At 72.2% G+C, this 22,092-nt stretch carries 18 protein-coding genes; 10 read left to right on the forward strand and 8 right to left on the reverse strand.

What is annotated here, in order from left to right; genetic code table 11:
• The first annotated feature begins 25 nt into the window (after positions 1-25).
• Positions 26-895 carry a polysaccharide deacetylase family protein gene (locus tag OG462_RS36975; RefSeq protein ID WP_406064662.1) on the forward strand — a complete coding sequence of 290 codons (870 nt, stop codon included), beginning with the start codon at positions 26-28 and terminating at the stop codon, positions 893-895.
• Between the two features lie 97 nt (positions 896-992).
• Here the strand turns inward: OG462_RS36975 and OG462_RS36980 are convergent, their stop codons facing one another.
• Positions 993-1,655 carry a class F sortase gene (locus tag OG462_RS36980; protein WP_406064664.1) on the reverse strand — a complete coding sequence of 221 codons (663 nt, stop codon included), beginning with the start codon at positions 1,653-1,655 and terminating at the stop codon, positions 993-995.
• 427 nt (positions 1,656-2,082) lie between these two features.
• On the opposite strand from OG462_RS36980, the gene OG462_RS36985 reads away from it, so the two are divergent.
• A complete protein-coding gene (locus OG462_RS36985; RefSeq protein ID WP_406064666.1) occupies positions 2,083-2,604 on the forward strand; it encodes a hypothetical protein in 522 nt (173 codons plus the stop codon).
• Positions 2,605-2,736: 132 nt separating this feature from the next.
• On the opposite strand, the gene OG462_RS36990 is transcribed toward OG462_RS36985, so the two are convergent.
• Both OG462_RS36990 and OG462_RS36995 read right to left on the reverse strand, forming a co-directional pair.
• Complete coding sequence (locus tag OG462_RS36990; RefSeq protein ID WP_406064668.1) at positions 2,737-3,294, reverse strand: hypothetical protein; 558 nt, start codon at positions 3,292-3,294, stop codon at positions 2,737-2,739.
• A 167-nt stretch (positions 3,295-3,461) separates the two neighbouring features.
• Positions 3,462-4,226: a hypothetical protein gene (locus OG462_RS36995; RefSeq protein ID WP_406064670.1), complete on the reverse strand. Its 765-nt coding sequence runs from the start codon at positions 4,224-4,226 to the stop codon at positions 3,462-3,464.
• Between the two features lie 178 nt (positions 4,227-4,404).
• Between OG462_RS36995 and OG462_RS37000 the strand changes: the two genes are divergently transcribed.
• The 3 genes from OG462_RS37000 to OG462_RS37010 all read left to right on the forward strand — a co-directional run bounded on the left by OG462_RS37000 (position 4,405) and on the right by OG462_RS37010 (position 8,347).
• Positions 4,405-4,722 carry a hypothetical protein gene (locus tag OG462_RS37000; protein ID WP_406064672.1) on the forward strand — a complete coding sequence of 106 codons (318 nt, stop codon included), beginning with the start codon at positions 4,405-4,407 and terminating at the stop codon, positions 4,720-4,722.
• A gap of 650 nt (positions 4,723-5,372) precedes the next feature.
• The gene (locus OG462_RS37005; protein WP_406064674.1) at positions 5,373-6,185 is read left to right on the forward strand and encodes an SAM-dependent methyltransferase; all 813 of its coding nucleotides are present in this window, start codon (positions 5,373-5,375) and stop codon (positions 6,183-6,185) included.
• Positions 6,182-8,347 (forward strand): putative bifunctional diguanylate cyclase/phosphodiesterase, encoded by a 2,166-nt coding sequence (locus OG462_RS37010; protein WP_406064676.1) that lies wholly within the window; start codon positions 6,182-6,184, stop codon positions 8,345-8,347. Before OG462_RS37005 ends, OG462_RS37010 begins: the two co-directional genes overlap by 4 nt.
• Positions 8,348-8,488: 141 nt before the next feature.
• On the opposite strand, the gene OG462_RS37015 is transcribed toward OG462_RS37010, so the two are convergent.
• On the reverse strand, positions 8,489-10,663 hold the full coding sequence (locus OG462_RS37015; protein ID WP_406064678.1) for a hypothetical protein: 2,175 nt from the start codon (positions 10,661-10,663) through the stop codon (positions 8,489-8,491).
• A 152-nt stretch (positions 10,664-10,815) separates the two neighbouring features.
• Positions 10,816-11,727 carry a LysR family transcriptional regulator gene (locus tag OG462_RS37020; RefSeq protein ID WP_406064680.1) on the reverse strand — a complete coding sequence of 304 codons (912 nt, stop codon included), beginning with the start codon at positions 11,725-11,727 and terminating at the stop codon, positions 10,816-10,818.
• Positions 11,728-11,922: 195 nt separating this feature from the next.
• Here OG462_RS37020 and OG462_RS37025 point away from each other — a divergent pair, with 195 nt between their 5' ends.
• The 4 genes from OG462_RS37025 to OG462_RS37040 all read left to right on the forward strand — a co-directional run bounded on the left by OG462_RS37025 (position 11,923) and on the right by OG462_RS37040 (position 16,994).
• Entirely contained in the window at positions 11,923-12,549 is a 627-nt protein-coding gene (locus OG462_RS37025; RefSeq protein ID WP_406066861.1) for a succinate dehydrogenase, read from the forward strand.
• Between the two features lies 1 nt (position 12,550).
• Positions 12,551-14,497: a fumarate reductase/succinate dehydrogenase flavoprotein subunit gene (locus tag OG462_RS37030; RefSeq protein WP_406064682.1), complete on the forward strand. Its 1,947-nt coding sequence runs from the start codon at positions 12,551-12,553 to the stop codon at positions 14,495-14,497.
• Entirely contained in the window at positions 14,494-15,243 is a 750-nt protein-coding gene (locus OG462_RS37035; protein WP_406064684.1) for a succinate dehydrogenase/fumarate reductase iron-sulfur subunit, read from the forward strand. Before OG462_RS37030 ends, OG462_RS37035 begins: the two co-directional genes overlap by 4 nt.
• Before the next feature lie 71 nt (positions 15,244-15,314).
• Positions 15,315-16,994, forward strand: a complete 1,680-nt coding sequence (locus tag OG462_RS37040) for a serine/threonine-protein kinase (protein ID WP_406064686.1) — start codon at positions 15,315-15,317, stop codon at positions 16,992-16,994.
• A gap of 44 nt (positions 16,995-17,038) precedes the next feature.
• On the opposite strand, the gene OG462_RS37045 is transcribed toward OG462_RS37040, so the two are convergent.
• Positions 17,039-17,893 carry a helix-turn-helix domain-containing protein gene (locus OG462_RS37045; protein ID WP_406064688.1) on the reverse strand — a complete coding sequence of 285 codons (855 nt, stop codon included), beginning with the start codon at positions 17,891-17,893 and terminating at the stop codon, positions 17,039-17,041.
• A 101-nt stretch (positions 17,894-17,994) separates the two neighbouring features.
• Between OG462_RS37045 and OG462_RS37050 the strand changes: the two genes are divergently transcribed.
• Complete coding sequence (locus OG462_RS37050) at positions 17,995-18,546, forward strand: YceI family protein (protein ID WP_406064691.1); 552 nt, start codon at positions 17,995-17,997, stop codon at positions 18,544-18,546.
• Between the two features lie 36 nt (positions 18,547-18,582).
• Here OG462_RS37050 and OG462_RS37055 read toward each other — a convergent pair whose 3' ends face one another.
• Together OG462_RS37055 and OG462_RS37060 are read right to left on the reverse strand one after the other, a co-directional pair.
• Positions 18,583-20,931, reverse strand: coding sequence for an ATP-binding cassette domain-containing protein (locus tag OG462_RS37055; protein ID WP_406064693.1), 2,349 nt, complete (start codon positions 20,929-20,931; stop codon positions 18,583-18,585).
• Positions 20,932-21,011: 80 nt separating this feature from the next.
• On the reverse strand, positions 21,012-22,034 hold the full coding sequence (locus OG462_RS37060) for an LLM class flavin-dependent oxidoreductase (protein WP_406064695.1): 1,023 nt from the start codon (positions 22,032-22,034) through the stop codon (positions 21,012-21,014).
• Positions 22,035-22,092: the final 58 nt, after the last annotated feature.

The following is a 22,092-nucleotide window of genomic DNA, read 5'->3' on the forward strand; positions in this document are numbered from 1 at the left end:
GCCTCATCCGTATGAACCATTAGTCATGAAAAAGGATCAAATGCCCCATGGGCGCCGCGCGGTGCTGCGGCTTGCCGCCGCCCTCGGGGCCACCGCCACGGTCGGAGTCGTCGCGGCGGACCTGCTCGCTGCGCCCGAGCGTGCCACCGGGGACGCCGCGCCCGCGGCCCCGCCCCGCCGGGGAGCGGGCCCCGCCGCGGGACCGCAGGCGCAGGCCGCACGGCTGCGCCCCACCTCGTACCGGCTCCAGCCGATGACCGCGTACGAGCCCCCGGCGTTCCGGCGCGCGGTGCCGCCGGTGCGGCAGCGGCCCTTCCTCGGCATGTCCGGGGTCGGCCGCTCGATGGTGCTGAGCTTCGACGACGGCCCGGACCCCCGCTACACCCCGGGCATCCTGGAGACACTGCGCCGCTACGACTGCCGGGCCATGTTCTTCGTCTGCGGCGAGATGGCCGTCGAGAACCCGGACCTGCTGCGGGAGATGGCCGCGGACGGCCATGTCGTCGGCAACCATTCCTGGTCCCATCCCCTCATCCCCAAGCTGCGGCCCTCCCGCATCCGCGACGAGCTCGGATCCACCAGCGAGGTCGTCGAGCGGACCCTCGGCACGGCCCCGCTCTGGTACCGCGCGCCCTACGGGGCGTGGAACCGGCACTCCTTCGAGATCGGGGCCGAGCTCGGCATGGAGCCGCTCGCCTGGACCGTCGACACCCTGGACTGGACGGAACCCGGCGCCGGCACCATCGTCCGCCGGGTCCTCGACGGCGCCGCCCCCGGCGCCGTCATCCTCTCCCACGACGCCGGTGGCGACCGTGCCCAGAGCGTGACCGCGCTCCGCCGCTATCTGCCCGAACTCCTCGACGCCGGCTACCACATCACCGTGCCCCGGCGCTGACCGCTCTCGGTACGGACGCCGGTACGGGCTCCGGTCGGGGAAAGGGCCCCGGCACCTGAGGTGCCGGGGCCCTTCGCCGTACCCGCTCGGCATCCGCTCAGCGGGAGCCGACCATGCGCGCGTACACGACGACGTTCCCGTCGTAGCCACGCCCGCGCGTGTAGCCGCCGCCGCAGGTGATGACCCGCAGCTCGGGCTCACCGGTGTCGGCGTACACCTGCACGCCCGGGAAGTTGTCCTTCGAGTACACCTCGAGCCCGTAGATCTCGAAGACCGCGACCCGGCCGTCGTAGCGCTCGACCTCGATGTGCTGGCCCTTCTCCAGGGAGCCCAGGCCGTAGAAGACCGCGGGGCCCTGCGCGTTGTCGACATGGCCGACGACCACCGCAGTGCCGCGCTGGCCGGGGGAGATGCCGTTCTGGTACCAGCCGGCGAGGTTGGTGTCCTGGGGCGGAGGAGCCGCGACCCAGCCGTCCGGGTCCAGGCCCACGTCCATGATCGGCGCCGCGACCTGGATCGCCGGGATCTTGATCCGGGAGGCCGGGGCGAAGGGCAGCGGCTCCAGACCCTCCGTCGCCCCGTCCGGTGGCGGGGTGACAGGGCGCGCCACCGGACGGGCCGCCGCGGCGGGCTGCGGAGGCCCGAGCGCGACGTCCACTCCGTTGCGCATCATCGCGATCCCGGACAGCATGGCGAGGGCCAGGACGCCCCAGGGTCGGCGTCTGCTGCGCTCGAAGACGCGGAAGTCCTTCGGGGGCATGGTTCTCCCTTCGTGGCGTCGTGTGAACGGTAAGTGCGGTCCGACGGACCGTCGCGCCGGACGGTGCGAACGGGTGGGGGCCGCCGCCGGACGGGTGCCGGAGCGCGGGTACGGGGGTGCGCCGACGTCCCTCCTGCCCCCGTGCGCGCCCGGGGGCGGCGTGGAGCACGCCCCGGGCGACGGGCGGCCGACAGGTGGGTGACACGGGGCTGACCCATCCGAGTAATCGTCAGATAAGCGACCCGGTCCGCTCTGACCTGTGGTTCTTCCTCCTTCAAGGGCCCGATTCCGGGCGTGTCGCCTCACCGGGGTGGACCAGTGCCGAAATGCACAGCTCGCCACGACTTGTGATGGTTCGTCATGGAAGGCGTACTCGTCGAAACTCCCGGAGCACCGCTTTGGGGCGTCTTCCACTGGAGGTTCAACCATGCGTGCTGCACGCACTCTGGCGGTGACCGCCACCGCGATCGCGGCGGTCGGGCTCGCGGCCCCTCTCGCCGCCGCCACCTACGGTCCGGGCAACGTCCTCAGCGGTGGCTCGGACAACACCCCGAGGGACGTCACCGTCAGCCCCTTCGAGGTCCACCCCGGGTCGACGCTCACGATCACCGCCAGGGGCTGCAACCGTGGCGGCACGGTCACGTCCAACGCCTTCCCGGACGCCAGCCTCTCGGGGAACTCCAACGGGCAGTCCACCGCCGTCGCCCGTGTCTACAACAGCGCCACTCCCGGCAACTACAACCTGGCCGTCAGGTGCAACGGCGGCTCTTCCGTGGTCACCGAGCCGTTCCGGGTCCTCCCGGGCCGCGGCGCGCAGGGTGGTCTCGGTGGCTCGCTGGCGCCCAGCTCCACCGAGATGGCCGTCGGCGGCAGCCTGGTCGCCGCCGCCGCGCTCGGCGGCGGTCTCTTCATCGCCCGCCGCCGTCGTATGACCGGTGCGGGGGTCTGACCGGCCGAACCTCCCGGTCCGGCCCGCTACGCCCGTCGCCCCCGAGTCCCCGCGAGGGACCCGGGGGCGACGGGCGTCCGGGGCGTCCGGGGACGCACCACCCACCGCTCCTGCCCGGTCCGCGACATGCCCTCAGTGGCGACGGGCCGAGCCGGAGCGGCGACGGATCACGTACACGCCGCCGACGGTCGCGGCCAGGACGAGTGCTCCGCCCGCGGCCAGTTGGAGCGGTTCGAAGCCGCCCACCGAGCCGCCCAGACCGCCCTGCACCCCACGCGGGGGAGTGAGCAGGGTGGAGCTGATGGTCGGGGTGACGGTGGGGACGCCGCTGATCGTCAGATCCACGGTGTCGGCGATCCCGCCGGTGCAGTTGAACGACACCGTGTACACGGCGCCGCGCCGGGCGTCCATGTCCACGGTGGCGGTCGCCGCCGAGCCCGGCGCGATGGCGACGGTGTCGAAGATGCCGGCCGAGGCCGTCGCCGTACTGGCGCAGCCGGGGGCGCTCAGCGTCACCCGGCCGCCCGGGCTGACGAGCGAGGGCGACACGACGAAATCGCCCGGTGCCTTGGCCCGCGCTGCCCGCGGGTTCGGTGCGGGAGCGCCGTCCGCCGCGACGGCGGCGGGGGCGGCCAGGGCGAGGGCGGCCGCCCCCAGCAGGGCAGTGGTCGCGGCACGTATCGCGCGCATGGTGAATCCTCCGGGTCCCGAGGGGCAGCCGCGGAAGGGGGTTTCCGCGAAAGACAGTGCGTGCACCTCGATGTCCGAAACGCTAGGAGCGCACTACCACAGCCGCGATTCCAGACGTGCGAATGGGGCACGAATGTCCCCCGGGTGGCCCACGCGGCCGTGTCGCCTCACGGTGTGAGCTGCGGGAACAGGTCGGTGAACGGCGCGGCGGTGGCGGAGATGCCCCGGCCGAACGGCGCGTCGAAGTCCCAGATGAGGAACAGCAGGAATGCGATCAGCACGCTGAAGAGCCCGGCGAGCAGCAGTTCGCGCCCGGTCCTGCGGATCTGCAGGGTGAAGATCAGGCCGACCGTCACCAGAGCGCCGATGATCAGTCCGAACCAGACCACCCCCGGCATGGTCTCCCCCGCGTTCTGCCCCCGGGCTCCGCGGGCGTCGTCGGCCACCGCGACCTGGTCGACCAGGGGCTGGTAGGCCTGTCCCTCGAAGTCGTTGGCCGGCTGGTAGTCGGTGACGCTGCGCCGCACCTTCTCCAGGAGCGCGGTGCCCTCCTCGCTCAGCTCGCCGTTCTCGGCCATGTACGTCCACTCGTCGCTGACCACGTAGGTGACGTACGCGTCGACATCGGCGCGGATGCGTTCGCGGACCGCCTGCGGGTACACCTCGACGCGGGCGGAGATCTCGTGCATCGCCTGCGCCTCCTGCCGCACGGTCTCCTGGGCGGCGCCGCGGGCCTCCCAGACGCCGGCGATGGCGAGGCCGAGGACGATCGCGTAGATCACGCCGATCATCATCGTCATGTACTCGATGACGTCCGGGGTCTCGCTGGGGTCGTCGTCCTCGGGGATCCGGCGGTGGTTGATGACGACGATGGTGAGGACGACGGCGCACGCGGCGGCCATCGCAAGGGTGAGAACAAGCCATTCAGACATGGGACTTCTCCGGTGGGATCAGCGGGAGCGGGGGCGCAGGATGGCGGTCGCGAGGACCGCGGGGGCGATGATCACCAGCGTCATGGTGACGACGGACGTCCCGCCCTTCGGCTGGGGTCGCGACGTCCGCTGGTAGTGGGGAAGTGCGACGGGCCCCGCGGCGGGCGATGGCGGACGCGTGGTGGGCGGCGCGGGCGCGGGAGGCGGCGCGGGCGCCGGAGCGCTCTCCGGCGGCTCCGTGGTGGGCGGTACGGGCGACGCCGGCTCGGGGCGCGGTACCGGCGTGGTGGCCGGGGGAGCGGGCGGCGCGGTGGTCCGTACGGGAGGCGGTGGCGCCGGGACCGTGGAGGGCGGCGGAGGCTGGGGCGTCGTGGGCCGGGGTGGCGCCGGCGTCGTGGGCCGCGGCGGCGGTGGCGGGGTGGGTGTGGGCGAGCAGGCACCCGGTCCGATGACCGACACCGAGGTGTTCGACCCGTCGGGGCCGGTGGTGGCGTAGGCGCAGGAGTCGGCGGCGACGGGTACGGGTGTGGCGAGAAGCCACACCAGTGCGAGGGCCGCCAGCGGCCGCGCGAGGAGTGATCCGTACAGAGACACGCCGTCGAGCTTGATCACAGACGCGGCGCGCCGGGGCGGAATCGAGCGGGATTCGCCGGATGGAGGGGATCTCCGGAGGTGCTGGTTTGACGTTTCGCCTCGTTCGAAGGCGGTCCCGAGGCGGCTGCGGCGCAATGCCCGCGTATCGCCGCGTCCTTGGATTCCGGAAGACGGCGTACCGGGTCCGATCCGGCCTCGGATCGATAACTGTCCGGTTGTCGCCCTGTCGGACGGGAAGGAGAACGAGGCATCCTGCACCGGCGACCGGGCCCCTCCGACGGCAACAGCCGAGGTACGGGCGGGACCTGGGCGTCCATCGCGGGGAACCGCGCTCGGCCGAAGAGCCGACGCACACTCATATGCACGTGAATTTGCACAGCCTGAAGGCGTGAACTCTTCGTTCCGAGAGCACGTGCCAATGGCGTGTGACCAAGAACGGACCGCGAATTTCCGTTTCTACTCGCTCTCTCGGCGGGCGATCAGTAGCCTCACCTCGAACACCGGCCGCGAACACATGGCCGCATCCCCCATGGCGACTTGTTGGAGACATTGATGGAGCGTCCCGCCTGGGCTCCGCCTGGTATCGACATTTCGGTGCCGAGCGTGTCCCGTATGTACGACTTCTATCTGGGCGGCTCGCACAATTTCGAAGTGGACCGGGAAGCGGCGCGCAAGGCCATGGAGTTCATGCCTGGCCTGCCCAAGGTCATGCAGGCGAACCGTGCCTTCATGCGGCGCGCCGTCCGCCACGCCGTTGACAACGACGTCACCCAGTTCCTGGACATCGGCTCCGGCATACCCACCTTCGGCAACGTGCACGAGGTCGCCCGTACCGCCGACCCCGCCGCGCGCGTCGTCTACGTCGACCACGACCCGGTCGCCGTCGCCCACAGCCGCGCCGTCCTGGAGGGCGACGAGGGCGCCGCGGTCGTCGCCGCCGACCTGCGCAAGCCGGCCGACATCCTCTACAGCCCCGAGGTGTCCCGACTCCTCGACCTGGAGCGGCCGGTGGCGCTGCTCCTCGTCGCCGTCCTGCACTTCCTGGAGGACGAGGACCGGCCGTACGAGGCCGTCACCGAACTGCTCGACTCCCTCGCGCCCGGCAGCCTCCTCGTCCTCACCCACGCCTCGTACGAGGGCATCCCGCTCTCCGAGGAACAGGCCGGCGGCACCGTCGGGGTCTACCGGAACATCCGCAGCCCCCTGGTGATGCGCTCCGGCGCCGAGATCACCCGCTTCTTCGAGGGCACCGAACTGATCGAGCCCGGCCTCGTCCCGATGCCCCTCTGGCGTCCGGACAGCCCGCCCGAGGAGGAGGATCCCTACGCCTTCTCCGGTTTCGCAGGGGTGGGGCGCAAGGCGTGAAGGTCCCGTCTCAGCCGTCCGGCAGCGTTGCCGAAGCCGACGGCCCGGAGGACAGACTCAGGCGGTTCGTCACCATCTGGAGCCGTGCGATCTTCCCGGTGACCGCCACCTCGCTGACCCGCGCCGAGTTCGAGGGCCATCTGCTGCCGCTGGCCCGCACCCTGTACGACGCGCTGCACGCCCGGCCCTTCGACACGGCCCCGGCCCAGCGCACCGGTGCGGCCCTCGTCGCCGCCCACTGCACCGACCCGGACGCCCTCGGCCGCAGCCTCGGCGTCGTCGACTCGTACCTGGTGCTCTACTGCGGTACGGAGTCGGACCTCCCGGCCGAGGAACTCCGGGCCCGCTGCTCCCGGCTCCAGCACGCCATGGCCACCGGCTACGCCCAGGCCCTGCGCGAGCGGACCCGCGCCGAGCAGGAGGCCATCGCACGCTCCGCGCTCTCCGCCCGCAGCGCCGCCGAGATCGCCCTGCACGCCACCGAGAGCCGCTTCCGGGCGGTCTTCGACGGGGCGGCGATCGGCATCGGCATCGCCGACCTCGACGGCAACGTCCTGGAGGTCAACGAGACCCTCACCCGTATGTTCGGCGGCATGGAGGGCCCGCTGCGCAGCCGGAACGTCAGCGAGTGGGTCCACCCGGAGGACGGTCCGCACGTCTGGAAGCTGTACGAGGAGCTGGTCCGCGGCGACCGTGAGCACTACCGGGTGGAGAAGCCGTACCACCGCGGTGACGGAACGGTTCTCTGGACCAACCTCACCGTCTCGCTCCTCCGCGACGCCGAGGGCAACCCCCAGTACCAGCTGGCCCTCATGGAGGACACCACCGAGCGGCGCCTCCTCCATCTGCGCCTGCGGTACGAGGCCACCCATGACGCGCTCACGGGGCTGCCCAACCGGACCCTCTTCTTCGAGCGTCTGGAGAAGGCCCTCGCGCCCGGCGACAACGCCCGCTTCGGCCTCTGCTACCTGGACCTCGACGGCTTCAAGGTCATCAACGACAGCCTCGGCCACTCCACCGGCGACCGACTGCTCGTCGAGGTCGCCGACCGGCTCCAGACCTGTGTCACCGGGTCCGGCGAGATGGTGGCCCGGCTCGGCGGGGACGAGTTCGTCGCCCTCACCACCGCCGCCGCCGGCCAACAGGACGTCACCGAACTCGCCGACCGCATCCTCGCGGCCCTCGCCACCCCCCTCCGCATCGACGGCCGCGAACTGACCGTCCGCGGCAGCCTCGGCGTCGTCGAGGGCCCGGCAGGCGAGCGCACCCCGGCCGAGGTGCTGCGGAGCGCCGACATCACGATGTACCGGGCCAAGTCCGCCGGCGGCAACCGCTTCGAGCTCGCCGACCCGGAGGCCGACGCCCGCGCCATCACCCGGCACGGCCTCACCACGGCCCTGCCGACCGCCCTGGAACGCGGCGAGTTCTTCATCGAGTACCAGCCGCTCGTCCACCTCGACGACGGCAGCGTGCACGGCGCCGAGGCGCTCGTACGGTGGTGCCACCCGCAGCACGGCGTGCTCGGTCCCGACCGCTTCATCCCGCTCGCCGAGGACACCGGCCTCATCGTGCCGCTCGGCCGCTGGGTGCTCCAGGAGGCCGTGCGCCAGGCCCGCTTCTGGCAGGCCCGGCACGCCGACGGCGGCCCGCTGCGGATCAACGTCAACCTCTCCCCGACCCAGCTCCACCACCCGCGCCTGGTCGCCGACACCGTCGACGTCCTGGAACGGTCGGGGCTCGAACCGGGCGCGCTCTGCCTGGAGGTGACCGAATCGGCGCTCATCGGCGCCGACGAGGACCTGCTCAAGCCGCTGCGGCAGCTCGCCGAGATGGGCGTGGACATCGCGCTCGACGACTTCGGCACCGGCTACTCGAACCTGGCCAATCTGCGCCGGCTGCCGGTGAGCGTCCTCAAGCTCGACCGCTCCTTCACCCGGGGCATGCAGCAGCACCCGGTGGACCCGGTCGACCTGAAGATCGTCGAGGGGATCGTCTCCCTGGCGCACAGTCTGGAACTCGCCGTCACCGTCGAGGGCGTGGAGACCGGAGCCCAGGCCCGCCAGCTCCGCGACCTCGGCTGCGACACGGCCCAGGGCTGGTACTACGCCCGCCCCGGCGCCCCGGACCGCATCCACTCGCTGCTCCTGGCGGACGCGGTCTGAGACCCGAGCGTACAAAACCGGCCTCCCCGCGCGAAGCGGGGAGGCCGGGAAGAGATACGGGGGAGGAAAGCGGAGAGGCTATTTCATTGGAGTGTGAGAAGGAAGCCTCTCCATGGCCTCGCCCCGGAACGACCGTAGCACTCAGGCGGGCAGCAGGTCGCGCAGATTTTCCGGGGTGAGCACGCGCGAGCCCGGAGCCAGGCCGTCCGGACGTTCCAGACCGATGTACGTGACCGGGGCGTCCGGCAGCGTACGACCGTCCCACAGCGTCGTCGGCGCCCCCGACTCCTCCATCAGCGCCACAAGATGACGAACCGTCAGAGGGGTCCGGCCGAAGAGACCGCGCAGCAGGACCGCGATCGACACCCGGTGCTCCTCGACCCGGTTCGCCGACGGTGTGCCCCGCAGGTACAGATGCAGCCAGTGCGCGTGCCAGCGGCCCTCGTCGTCCCGCCGGAACGCGAGCGGCAGCGCGACCCGGCCGGGCCCCCGCAGATCCGACTTCATCCGGACGGTCCGCGGCTCGAACGGCCGGCCCTGCTGCGCGGACTCGCGCAGCATGAACCCGAAGAAGCACTCCGCCGCCTCGTCGAAGCCCTCGCCCGAGAAGACGTGCACCTGCGGAACGATGAAGGTGCCGCGCACCGCGCCCAGCCGCAGATCGATGAACTCGGAAGCGCCGTCCGGCGCTGCGGTGATGTCACCGGAGTGACTGCCCTCGACGTCGGTGAGCGCCGTGTACGAAAGCCAGGTGATCGTCGCGTAGTTCTCGTCCAGGACGAGCGCCGACAGATCGTGGTCCGTGGTGCGCCCGGCCTCCCTCCAGTACGTGAAGAAGCGCAGCAGCTCGCCCTCGACCGGTGAGACCGAGCCGCGCGGCAGGACACCGAGCCCCGCCGAGGCCGCCCGGCCGCTCAACGGCAGGGCCACGTCCAGCACATCGGGATCGATCAGGAGATGCCCGGGGTCCGGGAGCCGACGCCGGGTCTCCGCGTCGAGCACCTCGACGAGTCGCTCGCGGACGGCGTCCGCCAGCGGCGGGCGCGTGTCGGCGGTGACCCAGGCCTTGCCCTCCCGGTTCACGAACACGCGGCGCTCACGGCTCCCGCCCGCGCGATTCTGGACGTGCTCGCGCACCGACAGGACGACCCGGCCCGACACCTCCGGCGCGGCCCGCTCGACGGCCGCGAGGACGGCCTCCCGCTCCTTGCCCTCCGCGGCGCCGCGAAGAAGCCGGTCCAGGGCGCGGAACAGGCGCCCGGGGGCCGCCGAGGCCAACAGCTCCGCCGCGCCCGTGACATCACCCTGTACGAGCAACTCCTCCACGCGGCTGTCGAGCGACGGCGCCTTCCGCTCACCCCGGGCCACGGCGAACACCTCGGCGGCGTGCGGCCAGTGCGGGTACTCGTGGGGGTGCAGCCGCTCCCCGAGCCGCTTCCACGCCTCCGCGTGCGCGGACACGTCCGCGAGCTTGGCCGGGGACGAGGCCACCACCGCGTCGAGCCCCGCGAGCAGGGCGCGGCGGTACGGGCGGGACAGCGCGCGGAAACGGGTCGGCTCGCGCAGGGTGACATCGCCCTCCGCGAGGGCGCAGGCCAGCCGCAGGACGTCGGTCACGGTGTCGAGCAGCGGGGCGGCGCCCGCGCGCAGCCGGGCGCGGTTGACCACGGCGCGGTTCTCCCGAACGGTGATCGTCTCGGGCTGGGGGCCGTCCGCGCAGTGCTCGGCGAGCACGGCCAGATCGCGCAGATGCTCCTCGCCGAGCGGGGTCGTGCTGCCGGCCAGGGCGAGATAGAGCCCGGTGACCTCGGCGTCCCCGTCCGCGCCGAGGTGCAGCACCGTCAGACGGTCACCGGCCGCCGCGATCAGCTCGTCGTGTGCGGCGAGCATCTCCTCGTACGTGTGCCGGTAACGGCCGTACGACGGGAGGGTCAGCAGGTCGAGGACGCCCGCGCGCAGCTGGTCGACCGTACCGGCGCGGGCGTCGCCGTCGTCGAGCGCCTCGGCCACGCACGCCATCCAGAAGTCGAGCGTGTCCGGCACATTGGCCGGGAAGTCGACGAAGTAGACGTTGTGCCGCACATGGTCGCCGACGAGTTCGCGGACCGTGGCCAGGGTGCGGACAGCCGTCTCGACGACCGTCGGCTCGGCGAACGCGGACAGGCGCTCGATCAGCTCGCCCGACAGCTTGAACCCGGCGGTCATCAGGGCCGCGTCGAACCTGCGCGCGGCGGCGGCCCCGTCCCCGGCCGGACCGGTGGGGGAGGGGAGACGGCGGGTGTGCCGGACGACCAGGTGTTCGAGAGCGTGGACCATGAGGGCATGCTCGCAGCCGCCGGCCGCCCCTCGCACGCGGATTTACGGGGGTTCGGGAGAAGACTCACCGGGGTTCAGGGGAAGACTCACGGGGGTTCGGGAGAAGACTCACGGGGGTTCGGGAGAAGCGGCCTGCTCGCGCGGCGACCGCCTCAGCGGGCGCCTGCCGCCCGCTCGGGCCCACCCCGGCGCGAGGCGAGCAGCATCCGCTGGAGTTCCCGCGCCGCCCGAGGCGGTGCCACGTCGCTGCGGTGCGCCAGGGCGATCGTCCGGCGCAGGCCCGGCCGGGCGAGGGCGGTCACGCGGAGGTCCCGGCCCGCCCGCGCCGCCACCATCGCGGGAACGACCGCGAGCCCGAGCCCGGAACGTACGAAACCGAGAACCGCGTCCAGCTCGCCGCCCTCGACCGTGAACGTGGGCTCGAAGCCCTCCGCCCGGCAGGCCGCCACCGTCAGCTCCCGCAGGTCGTAGCCGTGCCGGAACATCACGAGCGGCTGGTCCCGCAGGTCGGTGATCCGTACCGGTCGGCGCGGCGCGGGCGCCGACGCCGAGGAGACCACCACGAGGTCCTCCCGGAGCAGCTCCACCGTCGTCAGGGCCGGTGACGGCGTCGGCAGCGGCAGCACCACGAGCGCCAGATCCAGGGCCCCGCGGGCCAGCTCCCGTACGAGGTCGTGCGAGCCGCCCTCCTCGATGAGCAGCTCGATCCCCGGGTGCAGGTCGTGGAAGGCGCGCAGCACGTCCGGCAGCAGCCCCGTGCACAGGCTCGGGGTCGCGCCGAGCCGCACCCGGCCCCGCTTCAGCTGGGCCAGCTCCTGCACCTCGATCCGGGCCGTCTCCGTGTCGGCGAGGATCCGGCGCGCGAGCGGCAGCAGGGCCTCGCCCGCGTCGGTGAGCGTGATGTTCCCCCGGGCGCGGCTGAACAGCTCGGCGCCCAACTCCTGTTCCAGGGCCTTGATCTGCTGGGAGAGCGAGGGCTGCGAGACATGGACGCGCTCGGCGGCCCGAGTGAAGTGACGGGTCTCGGCCACGGCGACGAAGTAGAGGAGCTGCTGGAACTGCATGCTCCCAGGTTAGAGCAAGTGAATAGGCTGGGCCTATCGAGATCAGCCGGACCATGTCTTGGACCTCTCGGGCCCTTCGGCCCTAGCGTCATGAACATGGCTCTGGCACCCACGAGGGACCGGACGACGGGCCGCCCGCCGTCCCCCACACCGTCACGCGGATTCCTGTCATCGACCCTCGGCAAGAAGACGGTCATGGCCGTCAGCGGGCTGCTCATGCTCGGCTATCTCGTCGCCCATGTCGCAGGCAACCTGAAGGTCTTCTTCGGCCCCGAGGAGTTCAACGCCTACGGCCACTGGCTGCGGGTCATGGGCGCCCCCGTACTGCACCACGAGTGGGCCCTCTGGCTCGTCCGGATCGTGCTCCTCGCCGCCGTCGTGGCCCACGCCGTCTCCGCGTACCAGCTCAGCCGCCGCGACATGAAGGCCCGCCCCACCGCGTACGTCCACCGCCGCCGCCGCGCCTCCTACGCCACCCGCACCATGCGCTGGGGCGGGATCATCCTCGCCCTCTTCATCGTCTGGCACGTCCTCGACCTGACCACCGGCACCGTCCACCCCGGCGGCTTCGAGGAGGGCAAGCCCTACCAGAACGTCGTCGACACCTTCTCCACCTGGTACGGCAACGTCATCTACATCGTCGCCATGCTCGCCGTCGGCCTCCACGTCCGGCACGGCTTCTGGAGCGCCGCCCAGACCCTCGGCATCGGCAACGCCCGCCGCGAGCGCCTCCTGCGGGCCCTCGCCGACACCCTCGCGCTCGTCCTGACCGCGGGCTTCATCTCCGTACCCGTAGCCGTCATGACCGGAGTGGTGAGCTGACATGAGCTTCCTCGACTTCGCGACCGGTGAGCCGGTCGTCGATCACAAGGCCCCCGCCGGCCCCATCGCCGAACGCTGGGACACCCGCCGCTTCCAGGCCAAACTGGTCAACCCCGCCAACCGGCGCAAGCACCGGATCATCGTCGTCGGCACCGGCCTCGCCGGCGGCTCCGCCGGCGCCACCCTCGCCGAACAGGGCTACCACGTCGTCCAGTTCTGCTTCCAGGACTCCCCGCGCCGCGCCCACTCCATCGCCGCGCAGGGCGGCATCAACGCCGCCAAGAACTACCGCAACGACGGCGACTCGATCCACCGCCTCTTCTACGACACCGTCAAGGGCGGCGACTTCCGCGCCCGCGAGTCCAACGTCCACCGCCTCGCCCAGATCTCCGTCGAGATCATCGACCAGTGCGTCGCCCAGGGCGTCCCCTTCGCCCGCGAGTACGGCGGACTCCTCGACACCCGCTCCTTCGGCGGCGTCCAGGTCTCCCGCACCTTCTACGCCCGCGGCCAGACCGGTCAGCAGCTCCTCCTCGGCGCCTACCAGGCGCTGTCCCGCCAGATCGCCGCCGGAAACGTCGAGATGCACGCCCGTACGGAGATGCTCGACCTGGTCGTCGTCGACGGGCGGGCCCGCGGCATCGTCGCCCGCGACCTGATCACCGGCGAGATCTCCACGCACTACGCCGACGCGGTGGTCCTCGCCTCCGGCGGCTACGGCAACGTCTTCTACCTGTCGACGAACGCCATGAACTCCAACGCCACCGCCGTCTGGCGGGCCCACCGGCGCGGCGCCTACTTCGCCAACCCCTGCTTCACCCAGATCCACCCCACCTGCATCCCGCGCACCGGCGACCACCAGTCCAAGCTGACCCTGATGAGCGAGTCCCTCCGCAACGACGGACGCATCTGGGTCCCCAGGGCCAAGGGCGACACCCGGCCCGCCGCCGACATCCCCGAGGACGAGCGCGACTACTACCTGGAGCGCATCTACCCCTCCTTCGGCAATCTCGTCCCCCGTGACATCGCCTCCCGCGCCGCCAAGAACGTCTGCGACGAGGGACGTGGCGTCGGACCCGGCGGCCAGGGTGTCTACCTCGACTTCGCCGACGCGATCCGCCGCATGGGCCGGGCCGCCGTCGAGGAGAAGTACGGCAACCTCTTCGACATGTACGCGCGGATCACCGCCGAGAACCCGTACGAGGTCCCGATGCGGATCTACCCCGCCGTCCACTACACGATGGGCGGACTCTGGGTCGACTACGACCTCCAGACCACGGTTCCCGGCCTCTTCGCCATCGGCGAGGCCAACTTCTCCGACCACGGGGCCAACCGGCTCGGCGCCTCCGCCCTCATGCAGGGCCTCGCCGACGGCTACTTCGTCCTCCCCGCCACCATCAACGACTACCTCGCCCGCCACCCCCACGCCGAACCCGTCACCGATGACCACCCGGCCGTACGGGAGGTGCTCGCCGAGACCGAGGACTGGCTGAACCTCCTCCTCGCCGTCGACGGCGACCGCACCCCCGACTCCTTCCACCGCGAACTCGGCGAACTCATGTGGGAGTACTGCGGAATGGCCCGCACGGAGGCGGGTCTCCGGACCGCACTCGCCCGCATCCCCGAGATCCGCGAGGAGTTCTGGAGCCGGATCAAGGTCCCGGGCGTCGGCGCGGAGTTCAACCAGTCCCTGGAGAAGGCCAACCGCATCGTCGACTACCTGGAACTCGCCGAGCTGATGTGCCTCGACGCGCTCCACCGTGTCGAGTCCTGCGGCGGCCACTTCCGCCAGGAGTCCCAGACGCCCGACGGCGAAGCCGCCCGCCACGACGAGGAGTTCGCGTACGCGGCGGCCTGGGAGTTCGGCGGAACCGGCGCATCCCCCGTCCTCCACAAGGAGGACCTCACCTTCGAGTACGTCCACCCCACCCAGCGGAGCTACGCATGAAGCTCACCCTGCGCGTCTGGCGCCAGCGGAACACCGACGCCCCCGGCGCGATGTCCACCTACGAGGTGGACGGCATCTCCGCCGACATGTCGTTCCTGGAGATGCTCGACACCCTCAACGAGGCCCTCATCCTGCGCGGTGAGGACCCCGTGGCCTTCGACCACGACTGCCGCGAGGGCATCTGCGGCGCGTGCAGCCTCGTCATCAACGGCGACGCACACGGGCCCGAGCGCACCACGACCTGCCAGCTTCACATGCGGTCGTTCCGCGACGGCGACACGATCGACATCGAACCCTGGCGGGCCTCCGCCTTCCCCGTCGTCAAGGACCTCGTCGTCGACCGCTCCGCCTTCGACCGCGTCATCCAGGCCGGCGGCTACATCTCCGCCCCCACGGGCTCGGCCCCCGAGGCCCACGCGACCCCGGTCCCCAAGGCGGACGCGGACTTCGCCTTCGAACACGCCGAGTGCATCGGCTGCGGGGCGTGCGTGGCTGCCTGCCCCAACGGCTCGGCGATGCTCTTCACCTCCGCCAAGATCAACCACCTGAACGTCCTGCCCCAGGGCTCCCCGGAGCGCGAGACCCGGGTCCTCGACATGGTGGCCCAGATGGACGCCGAGGGCTTCGGCGGCTGCACGCTGACGGGCGAGTGCGCGACGGCCTGCCCGAAGGGGATCCCCCTGCCGTCGATCGCGGCGATGAACAGGGAGTGGCTGCGGGCGACGCGCAAGTCCGCCCGCCGGTAGGGGGATCGGCTCCGCCGCTCTATACTCCCTTTGCTCTGCCGGAGGGCCGGGCCGGGAGACACGGGGGAAGCATGGCGGAGCTCGCCGAGACATCGCTGGTGCTGGACGTCCTGGCGGTGGTCGGACCGGCACTGGTGCTGAGAGCGGTCACTGTGCCCCTGCTGATCAGGGCTCAGCAGGCCGTACGGCGGCAGGCGTTGGCGGACCCCGCCACGCCGCCGCGGTCGGTCCCGGGTGCGGTCGTGGGGGAGCTGGCCCTGGGAGTGGTCGGCGGTGTTGCCCTGTGGTTCCTGGTGCGCACCGTCGCGTCGGCCGACAACTTCTTCCTCTTCGTCCATCCGGGCGTCCTCCAGAACGGGGTGTGGGTGTCGAGCGTCTACGGCTACTCCCTGGCGATGGGGTGGATCCTGTACGTCCTCGTCGTCGTCCTGGCGTCGGTGATCTGGCCGGTGCTGTGGGCCCGGACCCAGCGCACCCTGGTGACCGCCGGAGTGCCGGGGGATTCGTGGACCGCGACCCCTGCGGGGCGCCTGCGGCTGGGCGGCTCGGTGGCCCTCCGCATCGCGCTGGGACTCCTTCTCCCGCCGGGTCTCGCCCTGGCGGCCGTCGCATGCCAGGCCGTCGCGTACGGGGTGAGCCGCAGGTACCGGCACGGGGCCGGGGTCCCGGACCGCGGCGCTCCGATCCCGGTGGGCCGGACCCCCGTGGTCCAGGCTCACGTCGGGCGGACTCCCGCCGGGCAGGCCCGCGCCGACGCGCCGACCGTGGGGCCGGCGGCGGCCCGGCCCGCCGCGTACGTGCCGACGCAGCCCGATCCGGTCGCCCACGCCGTGCCGCAGTTCCCCCACCGGCAACTCCTCCCCGGCGAGCCGCGGACGATCGGCGGTTACCAGCTGCTCGGCCGTATCGGCGCCGGCGGGATGGGCACGGTCTACCTCGCCCGGCGCGAAGGAGCGGCGACCCAGGTCGCGCTGAAGACCATCAACCCCGAACTCCTCGACAACGCCGAGTTGTTGCGCCGGTTCCAGCGCGAGTCCGAGGTGCTGTCCATGGTCTCCGGCGCCTACACCGCCCGCGTCCTCGACTCCGGCGTCGACGCCGGACGGCCGTACCTGGCCATGGAGTTGCTGGACGGACGACCCCTCGACGCACACCTGGGGGAGCAGGGGCCCATCCGTACCCCCGAAGCGCTGCGGGCGCTGGCGCTCGCGCTGGCCGTCGCGCTGTCCGGGGTCCACCGGCTCGGCCTGGTCCACCGCGACCTCAAGCCCGCCAACATCATGCTGACCACGGCAGGCCCGCGCCTGCTCGACTTCGGCATCGCGGACCTGGTCGACGGCACCAGGCTGACCCGCACCGGCGTCGGACCGGGGACCCTGACGTACATGGCGCCGGAGCAGTTCGGCGAGGAGCGCGTCGGTCCGGCCGCCGATGTGTGGGCATGGGCGTGCTGTATGGTCTGCGCGGCACACGGCACCAGCCCGTTCGCGGCGACCAGTACGGGCGCGGTGATCCGCCGGATCGTGGACACGGGCCCCGAGCCGGCCGCGCTGGCGGCGGTGCGGGCCCTCGATCCGGAGCTCGCGGCCGCCGTCGAACGGGCGTTGACCGTCGACCCGGCGGACCGTCCGGCGGACGGTGCGGGCCTGGTGGATCTGCTCACCTCGCAGGGGAGCCCGCACCACGAGCCGACGCAGGTGGACGCCGTCCGCGAGGAGATCACCCGGGGCTGGCGCACCCTGGCCCTCTGACGGCCGCGCCCGGCTCACCGGACCGGCCCGACGTCACGCCCCGCTCAGCCGCCGACCGCGCGCAAGGTCCCCGGGCGGCGGCCCATCAGGCCGTCGAGGGCCGACGACGTCGCCTCGTCGGCCGGCAGGTGCACCACCATGTGCTGGCCGTCGGTCTCCGGAAGCTCCAGCACCTCGTACGCGAGTCGCAGTTCCCCCGCCTCCGGATGGACGAACCGCTCGACGCCCGAGCGGGCCCGCAGCAGTCCCGGTGACCGCAGCCGGTCGGAGAACGCCCGGCCCGCCGTCACCGTCAGCTCCTGGGCCAGCTCCGCCATGTGCGCATCGGAACCGGTCACCGCGAACGACAGCGCCCCCACCTCTTGATCGGCCACCCGGTCCCAGTCGGGGAACACCTCACGGGCCCGCGGATCGGTGAACACGAAACGCAGACGGTTCGGCGGATCCCCGTCCAGCAGACCCACCGGACCCGCGAGCCGGGCGTAGCCGTCGGTGTGCGCCACGGTCTCGCCCAGCATGTTCGCCACCACGGCCGGCGTCGGACCCAGCCGGTCCAGCAGCGCCCGGACCGTCGCCCGCACCTCGCGGGCCGGACCGGGCCGCACCGCACACATCTGTCGCTGCATGCCCGACTTCATCAGGTTGCGCAGATGCACCCGGGCGTCCAGCGGCAGCCGCAGCGCCTCACTGAGCGCGCCCAGGACCTGCGGAGACGGGTTACGGTCCCGGCCCTGCTCCAGCCGGGCCAGGTACTCGACACTGATCCCGGCCAGCATCGCCAGTTCCGTCCGGCGCAGGCCCGGCGTCCGCCGCCGCGGGCCCGCCGGAAGCCCGGCCTCCGCGGGAGTCACCGCCTCGCGTCGGGCGCGCAGGAACGCCCCCAGTTCGTTGTCGCTCATCCGCCGATCGTACGAGCGCGGGACGAGCCGAGGGTGGCCCTGTCACTACCAGCCTCGGCACGGCCTTCCTCGCATCCATGCCAGGCGGCAGCGTGAAGCCCATGACCACCGAATCGCAGAGCAGCACCACCGTCCTTCCGCTCGTCCCCGGCGACTGGACCTTCGACCCGCTGCACTCCTCCGCCGGCTTCACCGTCCGCCACCTCGGCATCTCCAAGGTGCGCGGCCGCTTCAACGAGCTCACGGCCGAACTCCTCGTCGGCGACACCCTCGACACCTCCTCCATCACCGCGACCGTGGCCCTCGCCTCCATCGACACCGGCAACGCCGACCGCGACGCCCATGTGCGCGCAGCGGACCTCCTCGACGTGGAGAAGCGACCCACGATGAGCTTCCGCTCCACCCGCATCGCCGGCGCCGGCGAGGACTGGACCCTGGAGGGCGACCTCACCATCGGCGAGGTGACCCGGCCCATCACCTTCGACGTCGATTTCGGCGGCGTCGTCGACGTCCCCATGGACGGCAGCAGGCACGCGGGCTTCGACGCCGCCGGCGAGTTCCGGCGCAGCGACTTCGGGCTCGACTTCGCCCCCGGCTTCCTCGGCGACGTGATCAAGGTGAACCTGGAGGTCCAGTTCGTCGAGCCCAAGTAGGCGCGAGCGGGTTTCACGCGCCGAGTCGGGCCGCCTTCACGCACCGAGTCGGGCCGCCAGATACGGCGCGGTCCGGCTCGCCGCCACGCGTGCCACCTCGGCGGGCGGCCCCTCGGCGACGATCCGCCCGCCCGCGTCGCCACCGCCCGGCCCGAGGTCGAGCACCCAGTCCGCCGTGGCGACCACGTCCATGTCGTGTTCGACGACGATCACCGAATGCCCGGCGTCGACGAGCCCGTGCAGCTGGCTCATCAGCACCTCGACATCGGCCGGGTGGAGGCCGGTCGTCGGCTCGTCCAGGACGTAGAGGGTGTGGCCGCGGCGCAGCCGCTGGAGCTCGGAGGCGAGCTTGATGCGCTGCGCCTCGCCGCCGGAGAGCTCGGTGGCGGGCTGCCCGAGCCGCAGGTAGCCGAGGCCGACATCGAGCAGGGTGCGCAGACTGCGCGCGGCGGCGGGGATGTCGGCGAAGAACCCGGCCGCTGCCTCGACCGTGAGGTCGAGCACCTCGGCGATGGTGAGCCCCCGCAGCCGGACCTCCAGGGTCTCCGGGTTGTAGCGGGCGCCGTGGCAGTCGGGGCAGGGCGCGTACGTGCTGGGCAGGAAGAGGAGCTCGACGGAGACGAAGCCCTCGCCCTGGCAGGTCTCGCAGCGCCCGCCCGGCACGTTGAAGGAGAAGCGGCCCGCCTTGTAGCCGCGCGCCCGTGCCTCCTCGGTCTCCGTGAACAGCTTCCGCACGACGTCGAAGAGACCCGTGTACGTGGCCAGGTTGGAGCGCGGGGTGCGCCCGATCGGTCGCTGATCCACCGTCACCAGACGGCCCACCCCGGAGAGTTCCTCGGTGAGCGCGCCCACGAGCGTCGACTTCCCGGAGCCCGAGACCCCGGTGACGGCGGTCAGGACCCCGACCGGGAAGGCCGCGTCGACGGCCCGCAGGTTGTGCCGGGTGACCGGGCCCGTCCGTAGCCAGCCGGCCGGTGCACGGACCTCGCGCGCGGGTGTCGGCCCCCGGTCGAAGAGAAAACGGCGGGTCGCGGACGCCTCGACGTCCGCGAGTCCGCCCGGCGGGCCGCTGTGCAGCACCCGCCCGCCGTGCACCCCGGCGAGCGGGCCCACGTCCACGAGCCAGTCGGCGTGCCGGATCACGTCGAGATGGTGCTCGACGACGAAGACGGAGTTCCCGGCGGCCTTGAGCCGGTCGAGCACCACGAGCAGGGCCTCCGTGTCGGCCGGGTGCAGTCCGGCGGACGGCTCGTCCAGGACGTACACCACACCGAAGAGCCCCGACCGCAGCTGGGTGGCGAGCCGCAGCCGCTGGAGTTCGCCATTGGAGAGGGTGGGGGTGGCGCGGTCCAGGCTGAGGTAGCTCAGACCGAGTTCGGTCACGGTCGCGATCCGGGCGACGAGGTCACCGGTGAGGACGCGCGCGGTCTCCCCGTCCTCGGACGTCGTGGTGGAGAGCAGTCCGGACAGTTCCGTCAGCGGCAGCGACGCGAGCTCGGCGATGGTCCGGCCCGCGAACGTCACCGCGAGCGCCTCGGGCCGCAGCCGCCCGCCGCCGCACACCGGGCAGGGCGCGCTGGTGAGGAAGCGCTCGGCCTTCGCGCGCAGCGTCGGGCTCTTCGAGTCGGAGAAGGTGCGCAGAACATAGCGCCGGGCACTCATGTACGTGCCCTGGTAAGGGCGTTGGATGCGGTCGGCATCCCGTACCGGATGAACGGTGACGACCGGCTGTTCGTCCGTGAAGAGGATCCACTCCCGGTCCTTCGCGTCGAGCTCGCGCCACGGCCGGTCGACGTCGTACCCGAGGGTGTCGAGGACGTCCCGCAGGTTCTTCCCCTGCCAGGCACCCGGCCAGGCGGCGATGGCGCCCTGCCGGATCGACAGCTCCGGGTCGGGCACGAGGAGTTCCTCACCGGTCTCGTGGACGCGCCCGAGGCCGTGGCACGAAGGGCAGGCTCCGGCAGCCGTGTTGGGGGAGAAGGCGTCGGAGTCGAGCCGCTCGGCGCCCTCCGGATAGCTGCCGGCCCGGGAGAACAGCATGCGGAGGGAGTTGGAGAGCGTGGTGACCGTACCGACGGAGGAGCGGGCGTTGGGCGTGGATCTGCGCTGCTCCAGGGAGACGGCAGGCGGGAGCCCCGTGATCTCGCCGACCACGGGCGCCCCCACCTGGTGGATCAGTCGCCGCGCGTACGGCGCCACCGACTCGAAGTAGCGCCGCTGGGCCTCCGCGTAGATCGTGCCGAAGGCCAGGGACGACTTGCCGGAGCCGGAGACCCCGGTGAAGACGACGAGCGCGTCACGGGGGATGTCGACGTCCACCCCGGCGAGGTTGTGTTCGCGGGCACCACGGACACGGACGTACGGATCATGGTCACTGTCGGGCATAAGGTGATTTTATCCGTGGGGCCACTCCCGTCCTGGTCAGGGCGGTAGGGCGGCGGTGTCGGGCCGGGAGCGCGAGGGCGTCAGGCCGGGGGCGCGGGCGTCAGACCGACGGCCTTCGCCAGCCTCCGGTACGACTCGCTCAGCGCCGCCCGGTCGTACGTGCTCGTGGTGACGAGGACCTCCTGCGCCCCGGTCTCCTTCACGGCCTGCTCCAGCGCCTCGGCCACCTGCTCCTCCGTGCCGTGCACATGGCCGCCCAGCCCCGACTCGTAGAACCCGCGCTGCTTCTCCGTCATCGCGAGGCCCTCGATCCGCTCGGGCGCGACGAGCGGAGGGAAGACGCCCTGGGTGCGCGAGTACGCGAGCGACCAGGCCTCCGGCATCAGCAGCCGCCGGGCCTCCGCCCCGGTCGCGGCCACCGCGACCGTCCCGGCGACGACCACGTACGGCTCGGCGGACCACGAGGAGGGGACGAAGCCGGCGCGGTACGTGTCGACGGCGGCGAGCAGCCGGTCACGGCCGCGCAGGTCGCCGATGACCAGCGGCAGCCCGGCCGTGGCGGCGATCGACGCGCCCTCGCCGGTCGCCAGGACGAAGGGCGGCACGCGCAGGCCCTCGGCGGGCCGGGCGTGCACCTGCGGATGGGCGGTCTGCTCGCCGGTGAACCAGCCGAGCAGTTCGTCGAGCTGCTCCCCGAAGCGGTCGGCGTCGTCCTTGTCCCGGCCGAGCGCCCGGCGGATGCCGTCGGTGAAGCCGACCGAGCGGCCGACACCCATGTCGATCCGGCCGGGGAAGAGGGATTCGAGGACACCGAACTGCTCGGCGACGACCAGGGGTTGATGGTTGGGGAGCATCACCCCGCCCGTACCGACCCGGATGCCCGACGTGGCGGCGGCGACGGCTGCCGCGAGGATCGTCGGCGCGGAGCCGGCGACCCCGGGCACGCTGTGGTGCTCCGACACCCAGAAGCGGTGGTACCCGAGGGCCTCCACCTCCTGGGCGAGGCGCACGGTGTCGCGCAGCGCCTGGGGGGCGTCCTCGCCCTCCCGGGTACGGGAGCGGTCGAGGACGGAGAAGCGGATGCCGCCGGGAAAGATGCTCACAAGGGCTTCAACGTCCGAGGCGGGGAGGGATTCCCGAATCGCCGGCCTGCGAAAATCC

The organism is Streptomyces sp. NBC_01077 (assembly GCF_045162855.1).
Taxonomy (GTDB): Bacteria; Actinomycetota; Actinomycetes; order Streptomycetales; family Streptomycetaceae; genus Streptomyces.